Source organism: Streptomyces barkulensis, from assembly GCF_002843305.1.
In the GTDB taxonomy this organism is placed as follows: domain Bacteria; phylum Actinomycetota; class Actinomycetes; order Streptomycetales; family Streptomycetaceae; genus Streptomyces; species Streptomyces barkulensis.
In genome coordinates, this window is the sequence record NZ_PGSG01000110.1 from 203,833 (window position 1) to 219,483 (window position 15,651).

General features: G+C 73.2%; 17 protein-coding genes and 1 pseudogene. 14 read left to right on the forward strand and 4 right to left on the reverse strand.

The genetic code is table 11. The features are described 5' to 3' along the window. Window positions 1–330 precede the first annotated feature (330 nt). Complete coding sequence (locus CUT83_RS25790; RefSeq protein WP_240958215.1) at window positions 331–1,545, forward strand: cytochrome P450; 1,215 nt, start codon at window positions 331–333, stop codon at window positions 1,543–1,545. Window positions 1,546–1,723: 178 nt separating this feature from the next. Beyond that, complete coding sequence (locus CUT83_RS25795; RefSeq protein WP_101258230.1) at window positions 1,724–1,924, forward strand: ferredoxin; 201 nt, start codon at window positions 1,724–1,726, stop codon at window positions 1,922–1,924. A gap of 130 nt (window positions 1,925–2,054) precedes the next feature. Here the strand turns inward: CUT83_RS25795 and CUT83_RS25800 are convergent. Then, window positions 2,055–2,373, reverse strand: a pseudogene (locus CUT83_RS25800) (SDR family oxidoreductase); the annotation flags it as partial. A gap of 297 nt (window positions 2,374–2,670) precedes the next feature. Here CUT83_RS25800 and CUT83_RS31200 point away from each other — a divergent pair. The 3 genes from CUT83_RS31200 (at window position 2,671) to CUT83_RS25815 (ending at window position 5,671) form a co-directional block, all read left to right on the forward strand. Continuing rightward, a complete protein-coding gene (locus CUT83_RS31200; RefSeq protein WP_240958230.1) occupies window positions 2,671–2,808 on the forward strand; it encodes a hypothetical protein in 138 nt (45 codons plus the stop codon). Between the two features lie 217 nt (window positions 2,809–3,025). Then, window positions 3,026–3,982 (forward strand): AurF N-oxygenase family protein, encoded by a 957-nt coding sequence (locus CUT83_RS25810; protein WP_101258231.1) that lies wholly within the window; start codon window positions 3,026–3,028, stop codon window positions 3,980–3,982. Window positions 3,983–4,000: 18 nt separating this feature from the next. Next, window positions 4,001–5,671, forward strand: coding sequence for an FAD-dependent oxidoreductase (locus CUT83_RS25815; protein ID WP_101258232.1), 1,671 nt, complete (start codon window positions 4,001–4,003; stop codon window positions 5,669–5,671). Window positions 5,672–5,770: 99 nt separating this feature from the next. Here the strand turns inward: CUT83_RS25815 and CUT83_RS25820 are convergent, their stop codons facing one another. Next, window positions 5,771–6,736 carry an NAD(P)-dependent oxidoreductase gene (locus tag CUT83_RS25820; protein ID WP_338104209.1) on the reverse strand — a complete coding sequence of 322 codons (966 nt, stop codon included), beginning with the start codon at window positions 6,734–6,736 and terminating at the stop codon, window positions 5,771–5,773. 169 nt (window positions 6,737–6,905) lie between these two features. On the opposite strand from CUT83_RS25820, the gene CUT83_RS25825 reads away from it, so the two are divergent. From CUT83_RS25825 to CUT83_RS25835, 3 genes are all read left to right on the forward strand, one after another. Then, entirely contained in the window at window positions 6,906–7,502 is a 597-nt protein-coding gene (locus tag CUT83_RS25825) for a TetR/AcrR family transcriptional regulator (protein WP_240958216.1), read from the forward strand. Window positions 7,503–7,606: 104 nt separating this feature from the next. After that, window positions 7,607–9,016: an FAD-dependent oxidoreductase gene (locus CUT83_RS25830; RefSeq protein ID WP_101258234.1), complete on the forward strand. Its 1,410-nt coding sequence runs from the start codon at window positions 7,607–7,609 to the stop codon at window positions 9,014–9,016. A gap of 107 nt (window positions 9,017–9,123) precedes the next feature. Next, window positions 9,124–9,927 carry an alpha/beta fold hydrolase gene (locus tag CUT83_RS25835; protein WP_101258235.1) on the forward strand — a complete coding sequence of 268 codons (804 nt, stop codon included), beginning with the start codon at window positions 9,124–9,126 and terminating at the stop codon, window positions 9,925–9,927. A 24-nt stretch (window positions 9,928–9,951) separates the two neighbouring features. On the opposite strand, the gene CUT83_RS29890 is transcribed toward CUT83_RS25835, so the two are convergent. Beyond that, window positions 9,952–10,176: a hypothetical protein gene (locus CUT83_RS29890; RefSeq protein ID WP_143688622.1), complete on the reverse strand. Its 225-nt coding sequence runs from the start codon at window positions 10,174–10,176 to the stop codon at window positions 9,952–9,954. Here CUT83_RS29890 and CUT83_RS25840 point away from each other — a divergent pair. Beyond that, window positions 10,169–10,900, forward strand: a complete 732-nt coding sequence (locus tag CUT83_RS25840; RefSeq protein WP_240958217.1) for a septum formation family protein — start codon at window positions 10,169–10,171, stop codon at window positions 10,898–10,900. The two genes, CUT83_RS29890 and CUT83_RS25840, sit on opposite strands and share 8 nt — an antisense overlap. A 194-nt stretch (window positions 10,901–11,094) precedes the next feature. Beyond that, the gene (locus CUT83_RS25845; protein WP_101258237.1) at window positions 11,095–11,664 is read left to right on the forward strand and encodes a snapalysin family zinc-dependent metalloprotease; all 570 of its coding nucleotides are present in this window, start codon (window positions 11,095–11,097) and stop codon (window positions 11,662–11,664) included. Window positions 11,665–11,786: 122 nt separating this feature from the next. Here the strand turns inward: CUT83_RS25845 and CUT83_RS25850 are convergent, their stop codons facing one another. Then, window positions 11,787–12,101: a hypothetical protein gene (locus CUT83_RS25850; RefSeq protein WP_101258238.1), complete on the reverse strand. Its 315-nt coding sequence runs from the start codon at window positions 12,099–12,101 to the stop codon at window positions 11,787–11,789. A 369-nt stretch (window positions 12,102–12,470) separates the two neighbouring features. On the opposite strand from CUT83_RS25850, the gene CUT83_RS25855 reads away from it, so the two are divergent. The 4 genes from CUT83_RS25855 to recA form a co-directional block, all read left to right on the forward strand. Then, window positions 12,471–13,409 (forward strand): ATP-binding protein, encoded by a 939-nt coding sequence (locus CUT83_RS25855; RefSeq protein ID WP_240958219.1) that lies wholly within the window; start codon window positions 12,471–12,473, stop codon window positions 13,407–13,409. Continuing rightward, entirely contained in the window at window positions 13,406–13,984 is a 579-nt protein-coding gene (locus CUT83_RS25860; RefSeq protein ID WP_240958220.1) for a hypothetical protein, read from the forward strand. Before CUT83_RS25855 ends, CUT83_RS25860 begins: the two co-directional genes overlap by 4 nt. An 84-nt stretch (window positions 13,985–14,068) precedes the next feature. Continuing rightward, the gene (locus tag CUT83_RS25865; protein WP_101258239.1) at window positions 14,069–14,548 is read left to right on the forward strand and encodes a single-stranded DNA-binding protein; all 480 of its coding nucleotides are present in this window, start codon (window positions 14,069–14,071) and stop codon (window positions 14,546–14,548) included. A 114-nt stretch (window positions 14,549–14,662) separates the two neighbouring features. Beyond that, window positions 14,663–15,651, forward strand: a 989-nt coding sequence (gene recA, locus CUT83_RS25870; RefSeq protein WP_101258240.1) for a recombinase RecA, incomplete at its 3' end; no start/stop codon positions are given.

The following is a 15,651-nucleotide window of genomic DNA, read 5'->3' on the forward strand; positions in this document are numbered from 1 at the left end:
ACCGGTGGGCGTCCGGCGCTCCGGGTGTGTGTGGGCCGCCCTGCGGGGGAGGTTCGCCGAGGCGCTGCTCACCAACGTCCTCAACCCCAAGGAGGCGCTCCTCTTCCCCGGTGTCTCGGTGAGGGCGCCCCGAGGTGTCGTCTGGAGCACGCGGGAAGCGCGCGCCGGCGCGGATCCCGGTGTCCCGCCGACCGCCCCGCGCCCGCGCGCAACGGCATCCGGACCCGCGCCCCGATATCACCGTCGGTTTCGAGTCAGTCACTTGACCCGTATCCCGGGAGTCGATTGGCTGAGCCCGAGGGACGGCGCAGACCGACACGAGGAGGTCCGGTGGCACAAGGTGACGCCGACCAGCTGCTCGACTACCCCATTCCCGCTCCGACTCCACTGGAGCCCCCGGCCGAGTGGGCCGATCTGCGGCGGGAGTGCCCGGTGGCCAGGGTGAGGCTGCCCAGCGGTGACGAGGCGTCACTGCTGACCCGTTACGAGGACGTCAGGCAGGTCCTGGCGGACCCGCGGTTCAGCCGCCACCTCAGTGCCCCCGACGCCGCCCGTGTGACGGCCGACGAGTCCGGCGGCGTGTTCAGCGGGACGCTGGCCAGGCCGATGGACGCCGCCACCCACCGGCAGTGGCGGCGCATGGTCGGCAAGTGGTTCACCGCCAGGCGGATGACCGCTCTGCGCCCGGGCATCGAGGCGATGGCCGAGCGGCTGATCGACGGGATGGTCGAGAGCGGCGCGCCCGCCGACCTGCGGGCGGAACTCGGCTTCCCGCTGCCGGTGTGGGTCATCTGCGACATGCTCGGGGTGCCGGAGCGGGACAGGGAGAAGTTCGCGTACTGGTCCGACACACTGCTCAGCCTGACCCGTTACACCCAGGACGAGATCGACGCGGCGCAGGCGGAGTTCCGCGTCTACATGGCCGATCACATCGCCGCGACCCGTGAGCGCCCCGGCGAGGACCTGGTCAGCGAACTGATCTCCGCCGCTGCCGACGCGGGCCACGTCATGCCCGACGACGTGCTGCTGTCGACCGCCCAGGGGCTGCTGGTCGCCGGGCACGAGACCACCTCCAACATGATCGGCAAGATGGTCGGGATGCTGCTGGCCGACCGCGGCCGCTGGGAGGAACTGCTCGCCGACCGGTCACTGGTGCGAACCGCGGTCGAGGAGGCGCTGCGGATGGACGCCAACGGAGGCTTCGGTCTGCCCCGGTACATCACCGAGGACACGTGGGTCGGGGAGACGGTGCTTGCGCGCGGTACGACCGTGGTGTGCAGCCTGTCCTCGGCCAACCGCGACGAGAACGCCTTCACCGGTGCGGAGACGATGGATCTGCGCCGCGCCCCCAACACCCACCTGGCCTTCGGGGTCGGCGCACACTCGTGCCTGGGGCAGGCACTGGCCCGCACCGAACTGCAGGCCGTGCTCGAGGTGCTGCTGCGCAGACTCCCCGGACTGGAACTCGCCGTACCCGCAGACGAGTTGGAAGGGCTGGAGGGGCTCGTGGTGGGTGGGCTGCGCACGCTGCCGGTGCGCTGGTAGCGGTGGCGGACGCGCGGGCCGGGCAGGGCGGGCGTCCGCCGCCTCCGGCCGCCGGATCGGCGAGGCGGCCCGCCGGGGCGGCGGCCTCGCGGCCGACCACCGCTTCGGCGCCGGGACCGATCCGGTGCGCGCCGTCGTGCGCCGTCACGCCGGACCGATCGAACCGAGGAGTCGAGACGTGAAGATCACCGTTGACGAGGACAAGTGCTGCGGCGCCGGCTCCTGTGTACTGGCCGCACCGGACGTGTTCGACCAGCGGGACGAGGACGGGGTGGTCGTCCTGCTGGACCCGGCGCCCGCCGGGCATCTGCACACCGCGGTCCGCGAGGCCGCCGCCGTCTGCCCGGCCGCGGCGATCACGCTGGACGAGCAGGGCTGAGAGCGCCCGCGGGCACGCTCCTGGTCGGGCGCCTTCGCGGCCGGGCAGAGCGGCCGCGAAGGCGCCGCGGCGCCTGGGTCGGGCGGCCCTGCGGCACGCCGGCGCCCGCCCGCCGTGCCGGTGGCGGTCCTCAGACCGCCGACCAGCCGTTGTCGACCGGGACGATCGCGCCGTTGACGTTGCTCGCCGCGTCCGAGGCGAGGAACACGATCACCGCCGCCTGCTCCTCGGCCTCGGCGATGCGGCCGACGCCGCCCATGTAGGGCATGAGGGTGGCCGGGCCGTGTCCCTCCGCGGCGCCGCCGGTGATGGAGGTCCTGGTCCCGCCGGGCGCTACGGCGTTGGTGCGGATGCCGGAGTTCCGGTACATCACGGCCAGGGACTTGGTCAGGCCCACGACACCGTGCTTGGAGGCCGTGTACGCGGCCCCCGCCGAGCGAGCGGCGCAAGGCCGAGACCAGGGCCGAGATCGCGCGTGCCGCCGTCCGGCTGCTCACCGAACGCGGGGTGGCGGCGACCTTCGTGGAGGACATCGCCGTCGAGGCCGGGATCTCGCTGCGCACCTTCTGGCGCTACTCCTCCGGCAAGGAGGACTGCGTCCGCCCGCTGCTCACCACGGGCACCGACGTCGTGGCGCGCGCCCCGGGGGAGTGGCGGCCCGGCGACGACATCACCGCGCTCGTCGACGAGGCCGCGCGCCGCACCGGCCGGCCCGCCGGCGGTCTGTGGGTGGCGGTGGGGCGGCCATGGTCAACGGTGCCCTCCGCGCCGCCGTCGAGCACCACGCACTGCGCGCCGCCGAGGGGACGCGGGCCGGCGGGGAGGGTCCGGTCGAGGCGGTCCGCGAGGCCCTGCGCACCGCGGTTCGCGGTCTGCGCGTCTGAACGGCGCCGTACACGCGCGCGGTCACTTCTCCCGGCCGGTCATCGGAAGTGTTACCAGGGGTAGCATGCACGGCACCCCTTGATTTACATTTTGTCTAACAAGCCTGGAGGGCGCCTTCGGTGGGCCGCGGGACGCGGGAGCGGACCGGCGGCTTCACGGCCGCCTCCGGCGCGGCGGACGGACAGGGAACGTCGTACACGAGTTCGAGGAGTGCGCATGGCGAGCAGCACCGGCATCGTCCGACCGGCGGGGCGACCGACGGGACGTCAGGCGGAACGACCGGCGGAACACGACCGGCACGACGAGCAGGACGTCGCCCGCCGGTTGCTCGACTCGGCGGCGAGGCTGGCCTACGACCCGGCCGTCGAGGTGGACTGGGAGACGCCGCTGGACAAGGACTTCCACGGCGCCAGCCCCGAGTGGAGCACCCTCTACGGCACCCCGTACTGGGACGAGCTGGCCGATGAGCAGCGCAAGGAGCTGACCCGGCAGGAGGCCGCCTCGGTGGCCAGCACCGGCATCTGGTTCGAGATGATCCTCCAGCAGATGGTGCTGCGCGACATCTACTCCAAGGACCCGACCAGTGCCGAGTTCCAGTGGGCGCTGACCGAGATCGCCGAGGAGTGCCGGCACTCGATCATGTTCGCCCGGGGGGCCCGGAAGCTGGGCGCCCCGCCGTACCGCCCCCACCGGTTCGCCTTCGAACTCGGCCGGGCGTTCAAGACGCTGGCGTTCGGCGAGGCGGCGTACGCGGCGATCCTGGTCGCCGAGGAGGTCCTGGACGTCATGCAGCGCGACTGGATGCGCGACGAGCGGGTCGTGCCGTTCGTCCGCACCATCAACAACATCCATGTCGTCGAGGAGTCCCGGCACATGAAGTTCGCCCGTGACGAGACGCGCAAGCGCCTGGCGGGCGCCGGCCGGCTGCGCCGCCGGATCCACGCCCTGGTGATCGCGATCTCGGCCTACGTCATCGTCACCAGCATGGTGAACCGCAAGGTGTACGCCAACGCGGGGCTCGACGAGAAGCGCGCGGTCCGGGAGGCGAGGACCAACGAGCACCACAAGGCGATGATGCGCTCCAGCTGCTCGGGCCTGATGGAGTTCCTCGCCTCCACCGGCCTGCTGACGAAGCCCGCGCTGGTGTTCTACAAGCGCGCCAACCTCATCTGAGACCGGACGGGCCGCGACATGACCCACGTCATCACCCAGAACTGCTGCGGCGACGCCACCTGCGTCGCCGTCTGCCCGGTCAACTGCATCCACCCGACTCCGCAGGAGAGGGACTTCGGCAGCACGGAGATGCTGTACGTCGACCCCGGGGCGTGCATCGACTGCGGTGCCTGCGCGGACGCCTGCCCGGTGGACGCGATCCTCCCGGAGGACCGGCTCACCGGGGCGCAGCGCGAGTACGCAGCCGTCAACGCGGCGTACTTCGAGGACCGCGCGGGCGGCGCGGACGGCGGATCCGGCTCCGGACCCGCCGACCACGGGCCGAACTTCCACGCCTGGGGCAGGCCGGCGTTCGAGCGCGTCCTGCCCTCCGACTTCGCGCCGCTGCGGGTCGCGGTCGTCGGCACCGGCCCGGCCGGTATGTACGCCGCCGAGGACCTGCTGCTCCACACCGGCGCCGAGGTGACCCTCGTCGACCGGATGCCGGTGGCCGGCGGTCTCGTGCGCTACGGGGTGGCCCCCGACCACCCCGGGACCAAGGGGGTCGGGGACACCTTCGCGCGGCTGTACGCGCACCCGCGGGTCCGGATGTACCTGGGCCTGGAGGTGGGCGCCGACGTCACCGCGGAGGAACTGGCCGCGCACCACGACGCGGTCGTCTACGCCGTCGGGGCCCGCGCCGACCGCCGCCTGGGGATCCCGGGTGAGGAGCTGCCCGGAAGCATCTCCGCGACCACGCTGGTGGCCTGGTACAACGCCCACCCGGAGACCGCCCCGGACGCCGTCGACCCGTCCGCCGAGCGAGTGGTCGTGGTCGGCAACGGCAACGTCGCCCTCGACGTCGCCCGGATCCTGACGGCCGACCCGCAGGAGCTGGCCGGTACCGACATCGCCGCCCACGCGCTCGGCGCGCTGCGCACCGGAAAGGTGCGGGAGGTGGTCCTCCTCGGACGCCGGGGTCCGGCCGACGCGGCGTACACCAGGCCGGAACTGCTCGCCCTGAAGCATCTGCCGGGTGTGGAGCTGGTCGTGGACGACCACGACCCCCGCATCGCCGGAAGCATCGACGCGGCAGGCCCGGGGGACAAGGCGGCCGTACTGCGGGACGTCTCCCGGCAGACGGTGGACTGGTCCCTCCCGCCCGCGCCGGGGCGGCGCATCGTGCTGCGCTTCCACAGCGCGCCGGCGGAGGTGCTCGGCGACGGGCGGGTGCGGGCGGTGCGCGCCACGGCGGCGGGGGGAGAGCTGGAGATACCGGCCGGCCTGGTGGTGCGGGCGGTCGGCTACCGCGGCGCGCCGGTTCCCGGTCTGCCCTTCGACGAGGCCACCGGCACCGTCCCGCACGAGGGCGGGCGCGTGACCGGGCGGCCGGGGACATACGTCGTGGGCTGGATCAAACGCGGCCCCTCGGGCGGTATCGGAGCCAACCGCGCCTGCGCGGCCGAGACGGTCGGCACCCTGCTCGCCGACGCGCTCGACGGCGCCCTGCCCGCGCCCGAGCACGGCGCGAGAGCCTTCCGCCGACTGGTGAGAGGCCGCAACCGCCGCCTGGTCGACGCCCGGGGCCAGGCGGCGATCGACCGGGTGGAGGTGGCCCGCGGACTGCGGGCCGGACGGCCCAGGGAGAAGCTGGCCACCGTCCCCGAACTGGTGGCGGCGGCCCGCGGCCGCCGGCGGCTTCCGGGGTGAAACACCCGCCCCGCTCCGGCCTCCCGCTCCGGAGCGGGGCGGGTGGCGGCCCCGTCCGGGTGGCGGCCCCGTCCGGGTGGTGGCCCCGTCCGGGAAGCGTCAGGGAGCGGGCCGCCGACCGCGGTCGGTCCTGGTCTCGAGGGCGTGCAGAACGGCCACCATGTCGCGGTCGCCGTGCCCCAGCGCGACCGTCTCGCCGAAGAGGGCGTGGCAGACCTCCAGCAGGGGAGAGGCCAGACCGGCCTCCCGGGCCGCCTCGTGGATCAGCCGGTTGTTCTTCAGTACGTCCAGGGCGGCGGCCTGGACGCCGAAGTCGCGCGCCAGCAGTTTGGGCGCCTTCATACGGGAGACGCCGCTGGCCATCGGGCCGGCGTCGAGCACGTCCAGGAACAGCCGCCGGTCCAGACCGTGGCGGTCGGCGAAGTGGAACGCCTCGGTGAGACCGGTGACCATGGTGATCAGGAACAGGTTCACCGAGAGCTTCATCAGCAGCGCGCTCGGAGCGGGCCCGCACACGAACACCTCCCGGCACATCGGCCGCAGCAGCGGGCGCACCGGCTCCACGGCCGCCGGCTCCCCGGCCACCATCGCCACCAGCCGCCCCGCCTCGGCGGGCACGCGGGAGCCGGAGACGGGGGCCTCGACGTAACCGCCGCCGGCCGCGCGGACGTCGGCCTCCAGCCCGCGCGAGTAGTGGGGCGAGGTCGTCCCCATGTGCACGACCGTGCGCCCGGCGACGCGCGGGGCGAAGTCCGGTGTGCCGCGGCCCAGTACGGCGTCCGTCGCCGCCTCGTCGGCCAGCATCAGGAAGACGGTGCCGGCCCGCTGGAAGACCTCGGAGGGGCTCGCCGCCACCTCGGCCCCGGCCGCGCGCAGCGGCTCGCTCCGGGCGGCGGTGCGGTTCCAGACGACCGGCGCCATGCCGGCGCGGGCCAGATTCAGCGCCATGGGCTGTCCCATGACGCCGAGGCCGACGAAACCCACGTCCACGCTGTGCCGCCCTTCCGACCGGAGGGCCCCGGCCCTCGCCTGCCTGCCGGCCCCGCCCTCTATGACAGCCGTCATAGTAGCGGCCGTTGTGACGTGTGTCATAGCGCCGGGCGCGGTCCGGTCCTGGGTGGGCCGGACGGGATCTCTCTCCCGTACCGGGACGGCCGGAGCGGCACCGATAGGCTGGCCGGACCGGCGGGGCGAGCGCCGCCCGCCCGGTTCGCCAGGGGATCGGAGGTCGGCGATGGCGGTTTCCCGGCGGGGACCGCGCGAGCGGATGGTCTTCAGCGCGGCCCAGCTCATCCGGCGCGACGGAGTCGCCGCGACCGGCCTGCGCGATGTCGTCGAGCACGCGCAGGCCCCGAGAGGATCGCTGCGGCACTACTTCCCGGGCGGCAAGGAGCAGCTCGTCAACGAGGCCGTGGAGTGGGCCGGACACTACGCGGCCAAGCGCGTGGCCCGGTTCCTGGCCGAGATGCCCGAGCCGTCGCCGAGCCGCCTGTTCGAGGCGATGGTGCGTCAGTGGACCGACGAGTACCGGTCGGCCGGGTTCGCGACGGGCTGCCCCGTCGTCGCCGCCACGGTGGACCGCGCCGGCTCCGCCGAGTCCACCAGGCAGGCGACCGCCGCCGCGTTCGCCGCCTGGAACCGCCCGGTGGCGCGGGCGCTGACGGAGATGGGCGTGCCGTCCGGGCGGGCCGCCTCGCTGGCGACCCTGATGATCAGCGCGCTGGAAGGGGCGATCGTGATAGCCAGGGCCGAGCGCGACGTACGCGCCCTCGAGACCGTGGCGCGGGAGCTCGGTCCCGTCCTGGACGCCGGCGCCGCCCCGCGGGACTGACGCCCGCGCCGGGAGGAGCCGGGCGGCGGCGGTGGCGGAGCGTAGCGTGGGCATACGGAGGCCGGGGCCGACGCGTGCCCGGTACGGCGAAGGGAGCACACACCATGGCGACCGCGCAGCGCATGGTGGTCATCGGAGGCAACGCGGCGGGCATGTCCGCCGCGTCGCAGGCACGAAGACTGAAGGGGCCCGGGGAACTGCAGATCATCGCCCTCGAACGGGGCGGTTACGCCTCCTACTCCGCCTGCGGCATCCCCTACTGGGTCGGGGGTGATGTCGCGGCCGCCGAGGACCTGATCGCACGGACCCCCGAGGAGCACCGCGGGCGGGACATCGATCTGCGGCTGCACACCGAGGTCACCGAGCTCGACCCGGACGGCTGCCGCGTCCGCGTCCGCGTCCGCGACGGCGGTGACGGCGGCGGCCCCGGGAAGTGGCTGGGCTACGACCACCTGGTCATCGCCACCGGCGCCCGCCCCCTGCGCCCCGGCCTGCCGGGCATCGACGCGCAGGGCGTACACGGCGTACAGACCATGGACGACGGCAGATCCCTGCTGGAGGCCCTGGAGGAGACCGAGTCGGCGCGCACCGGGCGGCGCGCGGTCGTGGTCGGCGCCGGCTACATCGGCGTGGAGATGGCCGAGGCGCTGGTCCGCCGCGGTTACCGGGTCACGGTGCTGGACCGGGCCGAGGAGCCGATGACCACCCTGGACCCCGACATGGGCCGGCTGGTGCGCGAGGCGATGGCCGGTATGGGCATCGAGACGGTCACCGAGGCCGCCGTCACCGCCGTCCGCACCGGTGAGGACGGCCGGGTGCGGGCCGTCGCCACCGAGGACGCCGAGTACGCGGCCGACCTGGTGGTCCTCGGACTGGGGGTGCGGCCCGAGACCGGGCTCGCGCGCGAGGCGGGACTGCCGCTGGGGGAGTCCGGAGGCCTGCTCACCGATCTGGCGATGCGGGTGCGGGGGAGGGAGAACATCTGGGCCGGCGGAGACTGCGTCGAGGTCCTGGACCTCGTCTCCGGCCTCGACCGCCACATCGCGCTGGGCACGCACGCCAACAAGCACGGTCAGGTCATCGGCACCAACATCGGCGGGGGCTACGCCACCTTCCCCGGCGTCGTCGGCACGGCCGTCAGCAAGGTCTGCGATCTGGAGATCGCCCGCACCGGCCTGCTGGAGAGCCAGGCCAGGGCAGCGGGGCTGCGGTTCGTGACCGTGACGATCGAGTCGACCAGCCGCGCCGGCTACTACCCGGGCGCCGCGCCGATGCATGTGAAAATGCTCGCCGAGCACCGCACGGGCCGCCTGCTGGGCGTGCAGATCGTCGGACGCGAGGGCGCGGGCAAACGCGTGGACGTGGCCGCGGTCGCCCTGTCCGCGTCCATGACGGTCGAACAGATGACGTTCCTGGACCTGGGATACGCGCCGCCGTTCTCCCCGCTGTGGGATCCGGTGCTGGTGGCGGCCCGGAAGGCGACCGCGGCGGTGCGCCGGACCGGCGCGCACTGACGGCACGGCGCACCACCCCCTCCCGTTCCCGGCACCGGCGCGCCTACCGTTTCCGCCGGGGGGTGACGCACCCCCGGCAGGACGCCCCGACCCGTGGGAGGCCACCGATGACGACCGCGCCCGTACACGTGACCACCTGGCAGGACGGCGACGCCGACGCGCCGGTGGCGGTTTTCGTCCACAACATCATGACCTGGGGCGACGACGCCGAGTACGGCTTCGCGGCGCAGCGCCCACTGGCCGCCCGCGCCCGGCTGCTGCTGATGGACCGCCGGGGCTACGGCCGCAGCCCGGACACCGACCGCAGCGACTACGCGGTGGACGCCGAGGACATCGTCTCCCTCCTGGGGGAGGGCGCCCATCTGGTCGGGCACGCCTACGGCGGCGTCGGCGCGATGCTCGCCGCCTCGCGGCGGCCCGATCTGGTCCGCTCCCTGACGCTCATCCAGCCGGGGGCGCTGCGGGTGGCCGAGCGGCACCCGGTGGTGGCCGAGGCGCTGGCCCGCGCACGGCGGAGCACCGCGGAACTCCCCGCGGACATGTCGGCGCAGGACTACCTGCGCGCCTCCACCGAGGGACTGGGGCTGCCGATGCCGGAGCCGACACGGGAGCGGCTGCGCGCCGCGCGCACCTCGATGCGGGAACGCCCCTGCTGGGACGCGGACATCCCGCTGCGGCCGATCGCCGACGCGCCCTGGCCCACGCTGCTGGTCTCCGGCGACTGGGCCGGCGCCCCGGAGCCGTACCGGAAGTACGCGGGCGAACCGCTGATCGCCTGTGCCGAGGTGATCGCCGAGACGGTCGGCGCACGTCATCTGAGAGTCCCCGGCTTCTACCCGCACACCCAGCAGCCACAGGCGGTCAACGAGGCGCTGTGGCAGTTGTGGCGCGACGCGGAAGCGGCAAGCTGACGCGCCGGGACCGGGCGCGGTGGTTCAGGCCGGTTGACGTGCGAAGAGCTCCAGATGCCCGCACCTCGGGCAGCGGTAGGCGTCGATCCACCACCGGGGACGGCCCACACGCCTGGCGCCACCGAACACGCCGCGCTCCAGCGGTCCGGCGATCCAGCGGGCGTATCCGCGGGAGTTGTCGCCCGAGTCCTCGGTGAATCCCGGCTCCAGGCCGGTCGTGCCGCACTGGGTGCACTTCGCGGTGCCCATCGCAGGAGTCCGCGAGCCGTGGAAGATCGAGGGCGAGGCGCTCGCCATCGAACTCGTGCCGTGCGGCGAGCCGCACCGGGGCCAGGCCGTCGGTGAGTTCGACATCGAGGAGAAGGGGGACTCCCCCGGCGAGGAGGCGGTCACGGCGATCGCCGACGAGCGGTGCCCGGCCGAGGCGGGCGAGTTCGCCCCGGACACCTGGGCGCTGCCCGAAGGGGTCGGCCTCTCCTGTTACACCCCCACCGCGGAGAGCTGGGCCACCGGCGACCGCGCCGTGAGCTGCACCTACACCAAGGAGTCGGGCGAGTTCACCGGCTCGCTCAAGGTCGGCGCGAAGTCGCTGAAGCCGGGCCGGAAGACCTACCTGAACGACGCGAACGCCGTCTACGAGGCTCTGTGGGCGAACCAGCCCGAGGCGGAGACCGTCGAGGAGGACCTCGACGCCTACAAGGCGCAGGCCGACGCCGTCGCCACCGCCCTCGACGCGCACCTCGACGGTCTGCGCGGCATCGAGGGGACGGAGACCGGCAGGCTCCGCACCCGGCTGGAGAAGACCGCCGGCCACTGGAAGGACGCCGCCAAGGCCGGCGACGCCGACGCGTTCTACATCGCCTACGACCCCGCCTTCACCGGCCTGGACCCCGGTGACACGGTCGCCGCCCGCAAGGAGCTCGGCCTGGCCACCACCGTCCCGGCTGACGACGCCGAGATCTGGGCGAGCTGACCCCTCGCCGGCCACCCCGCGACCGGGCGGCGGTGCCGGTCCACAGCGGCCGGTCCCGCCGCCCGATCGGTCCCGCCGCCCGATCGGTCCCGCCGCCGGGAGCGTGCCGATTGACGGATTGGGGTGCGCCGCGGCTGGGCAGGGAGCTTGCAGCATGTCATGAGCACGCTCAACCCCCCACAAGGAGGACGACCATGCACGTCCGCACACTCGTCCGCGGCTTCACCGCGGCCCTGGCGGTTGCCTTCGCACTGGCCGGCGGCCAGGCCGCCGCCGCGCCGGCCGCCCCCGCGGCCGGGGACCGCGCCCTCGCCCCGCGGATCCTCACCTACGACGCGAGCGGGGCGGCGGAGTTCAGGGCCGCGGTCGACCGGGGCGCGGCGATCTGGAACGAGAGTGTCGACGCCGTCGAACTGCGGCCGGTGGCGGCCGGGCAGCGCGCCAACATCCGGATCCTCGCCGACAACGGCTGGCCCCGCGCCTACACCTACTCGCTGGGCAACGGCGTCGTATACATGGGCCGGCAGGCCGTCGACCAGGGCTACAACACCGTTCGCATCTCCTCCCACGAACTGGGCCACATCCTGGGGCTGCCGGACCGCAAGCCCGGCCCCTGCTCGAGCCTGATGTCCGGTTCCAGCGCCGGGACCGCGTGCACGAACCCCTATCCGAACGCGGCGGAGAAGGCGGAGGTCGAAAGCGACTTCGGCGGGGCGTTCGCCTGGCCGGCCGGGGCGCCGCGCAATGTGATGACCGTGGACTGACGCACGGGGCGGGGGCGCCGCGCCCCCGCGCCCACCGCGGTCGGGAGGGTCCCGTCGCGCACCTGCGCAGGTGCGCGACGGGACCCTCCGTCCGTACCGCCGGGGCGGCGCTTCCGCCCCGGTCAGCTGTCGCCGTGGCGGAGCAGGGAACGGACCATGCGGCAGGTCGCCCCGGAGGGCGGGTGGACGCCGATCTGCTCGGCCGTGGCGCGGATCCTGCGGTCGGTGGCCCGCTCCGGACGGTGGACGCCGGTGTCGAGCAGGGCTATGGCCAGGCGCATGGCCTTCAGGCGGCGGTTGTGCGAGACGTACCACTCGCGGGGCCGGCCGGCCGGGAGCGGCTTCTTGGGCAGGGTGGTCAGGGTCGTCAGCGCGGTGGCGGCGGGTGTGGTCGGGACCTTCGAGGGGTGCTTGGCGGCGAGCGCGGCAGAGGCCATCGGCTTCCTCCTGAGGTGGTCGTCCGGCCGTCTCGATCTGCCTTCCATTTTACTGTGGGCCACTGACAAAAGGCCTGGTCAAAGAGGAGTGAGAGGCTCCGGGGCGCCTTGTCCGCAGGTCTTGGCGGCGGGTCGTGCCGCAGCTCGGGGAGTCGGCGGTCCGGGCGCCGGAGCCCATGGGACTTTCCGTCCCGTAAGTGTTGATTTGTCGACAAGACGTGCCTAGTCTGTGACTCAGGACAGATTTCGAACGTAGATTCGAACTGAAGCTTCGGCCGTGGGGTGTACGTCCCGCCGGACCGGGACCGCGTCCCGCCAACCGGCGAGCCCACCCCGAACCGCCGTCGGATGCGCCAGAGGAGAAATGGCGTGAACACCTTCACCTTCGCCCCCGCCACCAAGGAACAGGCCAAGGCCCGCATCGCGCTGACCGGACCGACCGGATCGGGCAAGACCTACACCGCGCTCATCACCGGCACCGCGATCGGTGAGCGGGTGGCCCTCATCGACACCGAGCACGGCAGCGCGTCCAAGTACGCCGACGAGTTCGCCTTCGACACCCTCCAGCTCACCTCGTTCGAGCCCACCGGGCTCATCGACGTCCTCGCGGTGGCCGCCCACCAGGGCTACGACACCGTGATCGTCGACTCGCTCTCGCACTTCTGGTCCGGCGCGGGCGGAGTGCTCGAACAGGTCGACAACGCCGCGAAACGCTACGGGACGGGCAGCAGCTTCGCCGCCTGGAAGGAGACCCGCCCCATGGAGCGGGCGATGATCGACGCCCTGCTCGCCTACCCCGGTCACCTCATCGTCACCATGCGCACCAAGACCGAGTACGTCGTGGAGACCGACGACCGCGGGCGCAAGGTGCCGCGCAAGGTCGGGCTCAAGCCCGAGCAGCGGGAGGGCATCGAGTACGAGTTCGACATCGTCGGCGACCTCGACCACGAGAACACCCTGGTGATCTCCAAGTCGCGGGCGAAGCCGCTGTCCGGGCTGGTGATCCGCAAACCGGGCACGGAGTTCGCCGACTCCGTCCTCGACTGGCTCAACGCGGGCAAGCCCACCCCGAGCGCGTCCGACTACCTCGCCACCGCCACCGCCCCGAACACCACCTACGAGGAACTGCGCGCCCTCTACGAGGAGGCCCGCCGGCACAACCTGCTCGCCGCCGCCGTCCTGGACCCGGCGGGGGAGCCCACCACACTGGGCGACCTCATCGTGCGCCGCGGGACTGAGGCGAGGAAGGAGGCCGGGAAAGCCGGGGAGACCCGGAAGGAGACCGATCGGAAAGCCGTGCCGGCATGAACCTCAAGGAGCACGCGACCAGGGTCGCCGTACTCAAGGCGCTGCGCGACGCGGTGGAGGAGCAGTATCAGGCCACCCGCCGCGAGGTCCTCGACGAACTGCGTGCGGCCCGCGAGGAGTACGCGCTGAAGTCGATACGGGTGACCCTGCGGGACGGCACGCCCATCGCCACCATCACGCTCATCGACCCCAGGCCGGAGGTCGTGGTCGCCGACGAGGACGCCTTCACCACCTGGGTGGTCGAGAACCACCCGGACGAGGTGGAGACGCTCGTGAGGGTGCGCCCCAGCTGGCGCAGGCAGTTCACCGCCGGGCTCACCGCCTGGCCGGGGCCGGTCACCGACCCGCACACCGGAGAGGTGGTCCCGGGCCTGGAGACGGCCCCGCCGCCGGAGCCGCGCTCGTTCAGCCTCCGGCCCGTGCCGGGCGGAACGGAGCACGTCGCCCGGGCCTGGCGCACCGGCGAGATCGACCTGCCCCGGCTGCTCGCCCTCGATGGCGGCGAAGGGCGCGGCGAGATCCGGGGCGAGACCCGTAGCGAGGCCCGTAGCGAGGCCCGGGGCGAGGAGCGCTGACCACCGGCGCCGCGCGCCCACGGCGCGTCCGCTTCGCAGCCGCCCCACATCCGCCGTACATCCCTGGCACGAGAGGAGCCGGCCATGGCCGGTGAGCCCGTCATCACCGTCGTCGGCAACCTGACCGACGACCCCGACATCCGCACCACCCCGTCCGGAGACACGGTCACCCACTTCACCGTCGCCTCCACACCCCGCACCTTCGACCGGCGGAGCAACGAGTGGAGGGACTCCGCCGAGACGCTGTTCCTGCGCTGCTCGGCCTGGAGGCAGGAGGCGGAGCACGTCGCCGAGTCCCTCACACGCGGCACGCGCGTCATCGTCCAGGGCCGGCTGCGCCAGCGGACCTTCGAGACACGACAGGGCGAGAAGCGCACCGTGGTGGAGTGCGAGGTGGACGAGGTCGGTCCCTCCCTGCGGTTCGCCAGCGCGACCCTCGCCAGGGGCCCGCGTACGGGTGTCCCCGCCGGCGACCGCTTCGGCGCCGCACCGGCGGCCGAAGGCCCGCCCGGACGGGACGACGGTGAGCGGCACGCACCCAGGGAGAGCGAACTCCCCTTCTGACCGCGGCGGTCTTCCACAAGGCCGCACACCCGGCGCCACGGCGGCGGGCGGCCGCGACCGACACCCCAGGCCGCCCGCCGCGCCGGCGCAACCCGACCCACCGAGGTGGACCCAGTGAAAGCACAGGACCGCGAGAAGGCGCTCGACGCCGCGCTCGCACAGATTGAACGGCAGTTCGGCAAGGGTGCGGTGATGCGCCTGGGCGACGGGGCGTGGGATCCCATCGAGGCCATTCCGACCGGGTCGACCGCCCTGGACGTGGCGCTGGGCGTGGGCGGTCTGCCGCGCGGCCGGGTGGTGGAGGTCTACGGGCCGGAGGCCTCCGGCAAGACCACCCTGACCCTGCACGCGGTGGCCAACGCCCAGCGGATGGGCGGCACGGTCGCCTTCGTCGACGCCGAGCACGCGCTGGACCCGGAGTACGCCAAGCGGCTGGGGGTGGACGTGGACTCGCTGATCCTGTCCCAGCCCGACAACGGCGAGCAGGCGCTGGAGATCACCGACATGCTCATCCGCTCCGGGGCGCTGGACCTGATCGTGATCGACTCGGTGGCCGCGCTGGTGCCGCGCGCGGAGATCGAGGGCGAGATGGGCGACTCGCACGTGGGCCTGCAGGCGCGGCTGATGAGCCAGGCGCTGCGCAAGATCACCGGTGCGCTCAGCCAGTCCAAGACCACCGCCATCTTCATCAACCAGCTCCGCGAGAAGGTCGGAGTGATGTTCGGGTCGCCGGAGACGACCACCGGTGGGCGGGCGCTGAAGTTCTACGCCTCGGTGCGGCTGGACATCCGCCGGATCGAGACGCTCAAGGACGGCACCGATGCGGTGGGCAACCGCACCCGGGTGAAGGTGGTCAAGAACAAGGTGGCGCCGCCGTTCAAGCAGGCGGAGTTCGACATCCTCTACGGGGTGGGGATCAGCCGGGAGGGCGGGCTGATCGACATGGGGGTGGAGCACGGCTTCATCCGCAAGTCGGGCGCCTGGTACACCTATGAGGGCGATCAGCTGGGGCAGGGCAAGGAGAACGCCCGCAACTTCCTGCGCGACAACCCGGATCTGGCCGACGAGATCGAGAAGAAGATCAAGGAGAAGCTCGGCATCGG

Coding starts and splice junctions, on each gene's coding strand:
- CUT83_RS31200 (WP_240958230.1), top strand. CDS start 2,671: ATGGTCAACGGTGCCCTCCGCGCCGCCGTCGAGCACCACGCACTGCGC.
- CUT83_RS25810 (WP_101258231.1), top strand. CDS start 3,026: ATGGCGAGCAGCACCGGCATCGTCCGACCGGCGGGGCGACCGACGGGA.
- CUT83_RS25815 (WP_101258232.1), top strand. CDS start 4,001: ATGACCCACGTCATCACCCAGAACTGCTGCGGCGACGCCACCTGCGTC.
- CUT83_RS25820 (WP_338104209.1), bottom strand. CDS start 6,736: ATGACGGCTGTCATAGAGGGCGGGGCCGGCAGGCAGGCGAGGGCCGGG.
- CUT83_RS25825 (WP_240958216.1), top strand. CDS start 6,906: ATGGCGGTTTCCCGGCGGGGACCGCGCGAGCGGATGGTCTTCAGCGCG.
- CUT83_RS25830 (WP_101258234.1), top strand. CDS start 7,607: ATGGCGACCGCGCAGCGCATGGTGGTCATCGGAGGCAACGCGGCGGGC.
- CUT83_RS25835 (WP_101258235.1), top strand. CDS start 9,124: ATGACGACCGCGCCCGTACACGTGACCACCTGGCAGGACGGCGACGCC.
- CUT83_RS29890 (WP_143688622.1), bottom strand. CDS start 10,176: ATGGGCACCGCGAAGTGCACCCAGTGCGGCACGACCGGCCTGGAGCCG.
- CUT83_RS25845 (WP_101258237.1), top strand. CDS start 11,095: ATGCACGTCCGCACACTCGTCCGCGGCTTCACCGCGGCCCTGGCGGTT.
- CUT83_RS25850 (WP_101258238.1), bottom strand. CDS start 12,101: ATGGCCTCTGCCGCGCTCGCCGCCAAGCACCCCTCGAAGGTCCCGACC.
- CUT83_RS25860 (WP_240958220.1), top strand. CDS start 13,406: ATGAACCTCAAGGAGCACGCGACCAGGGTCGCCGTACTCAAGGCGCTG.
- CUT83_RS25865 (WP_101258239.1), top strand. CDS start 14,069: ATGGCCGGTGAGCCCGTCATCACCGTCGTCGGCAACCTGACCGACGAC.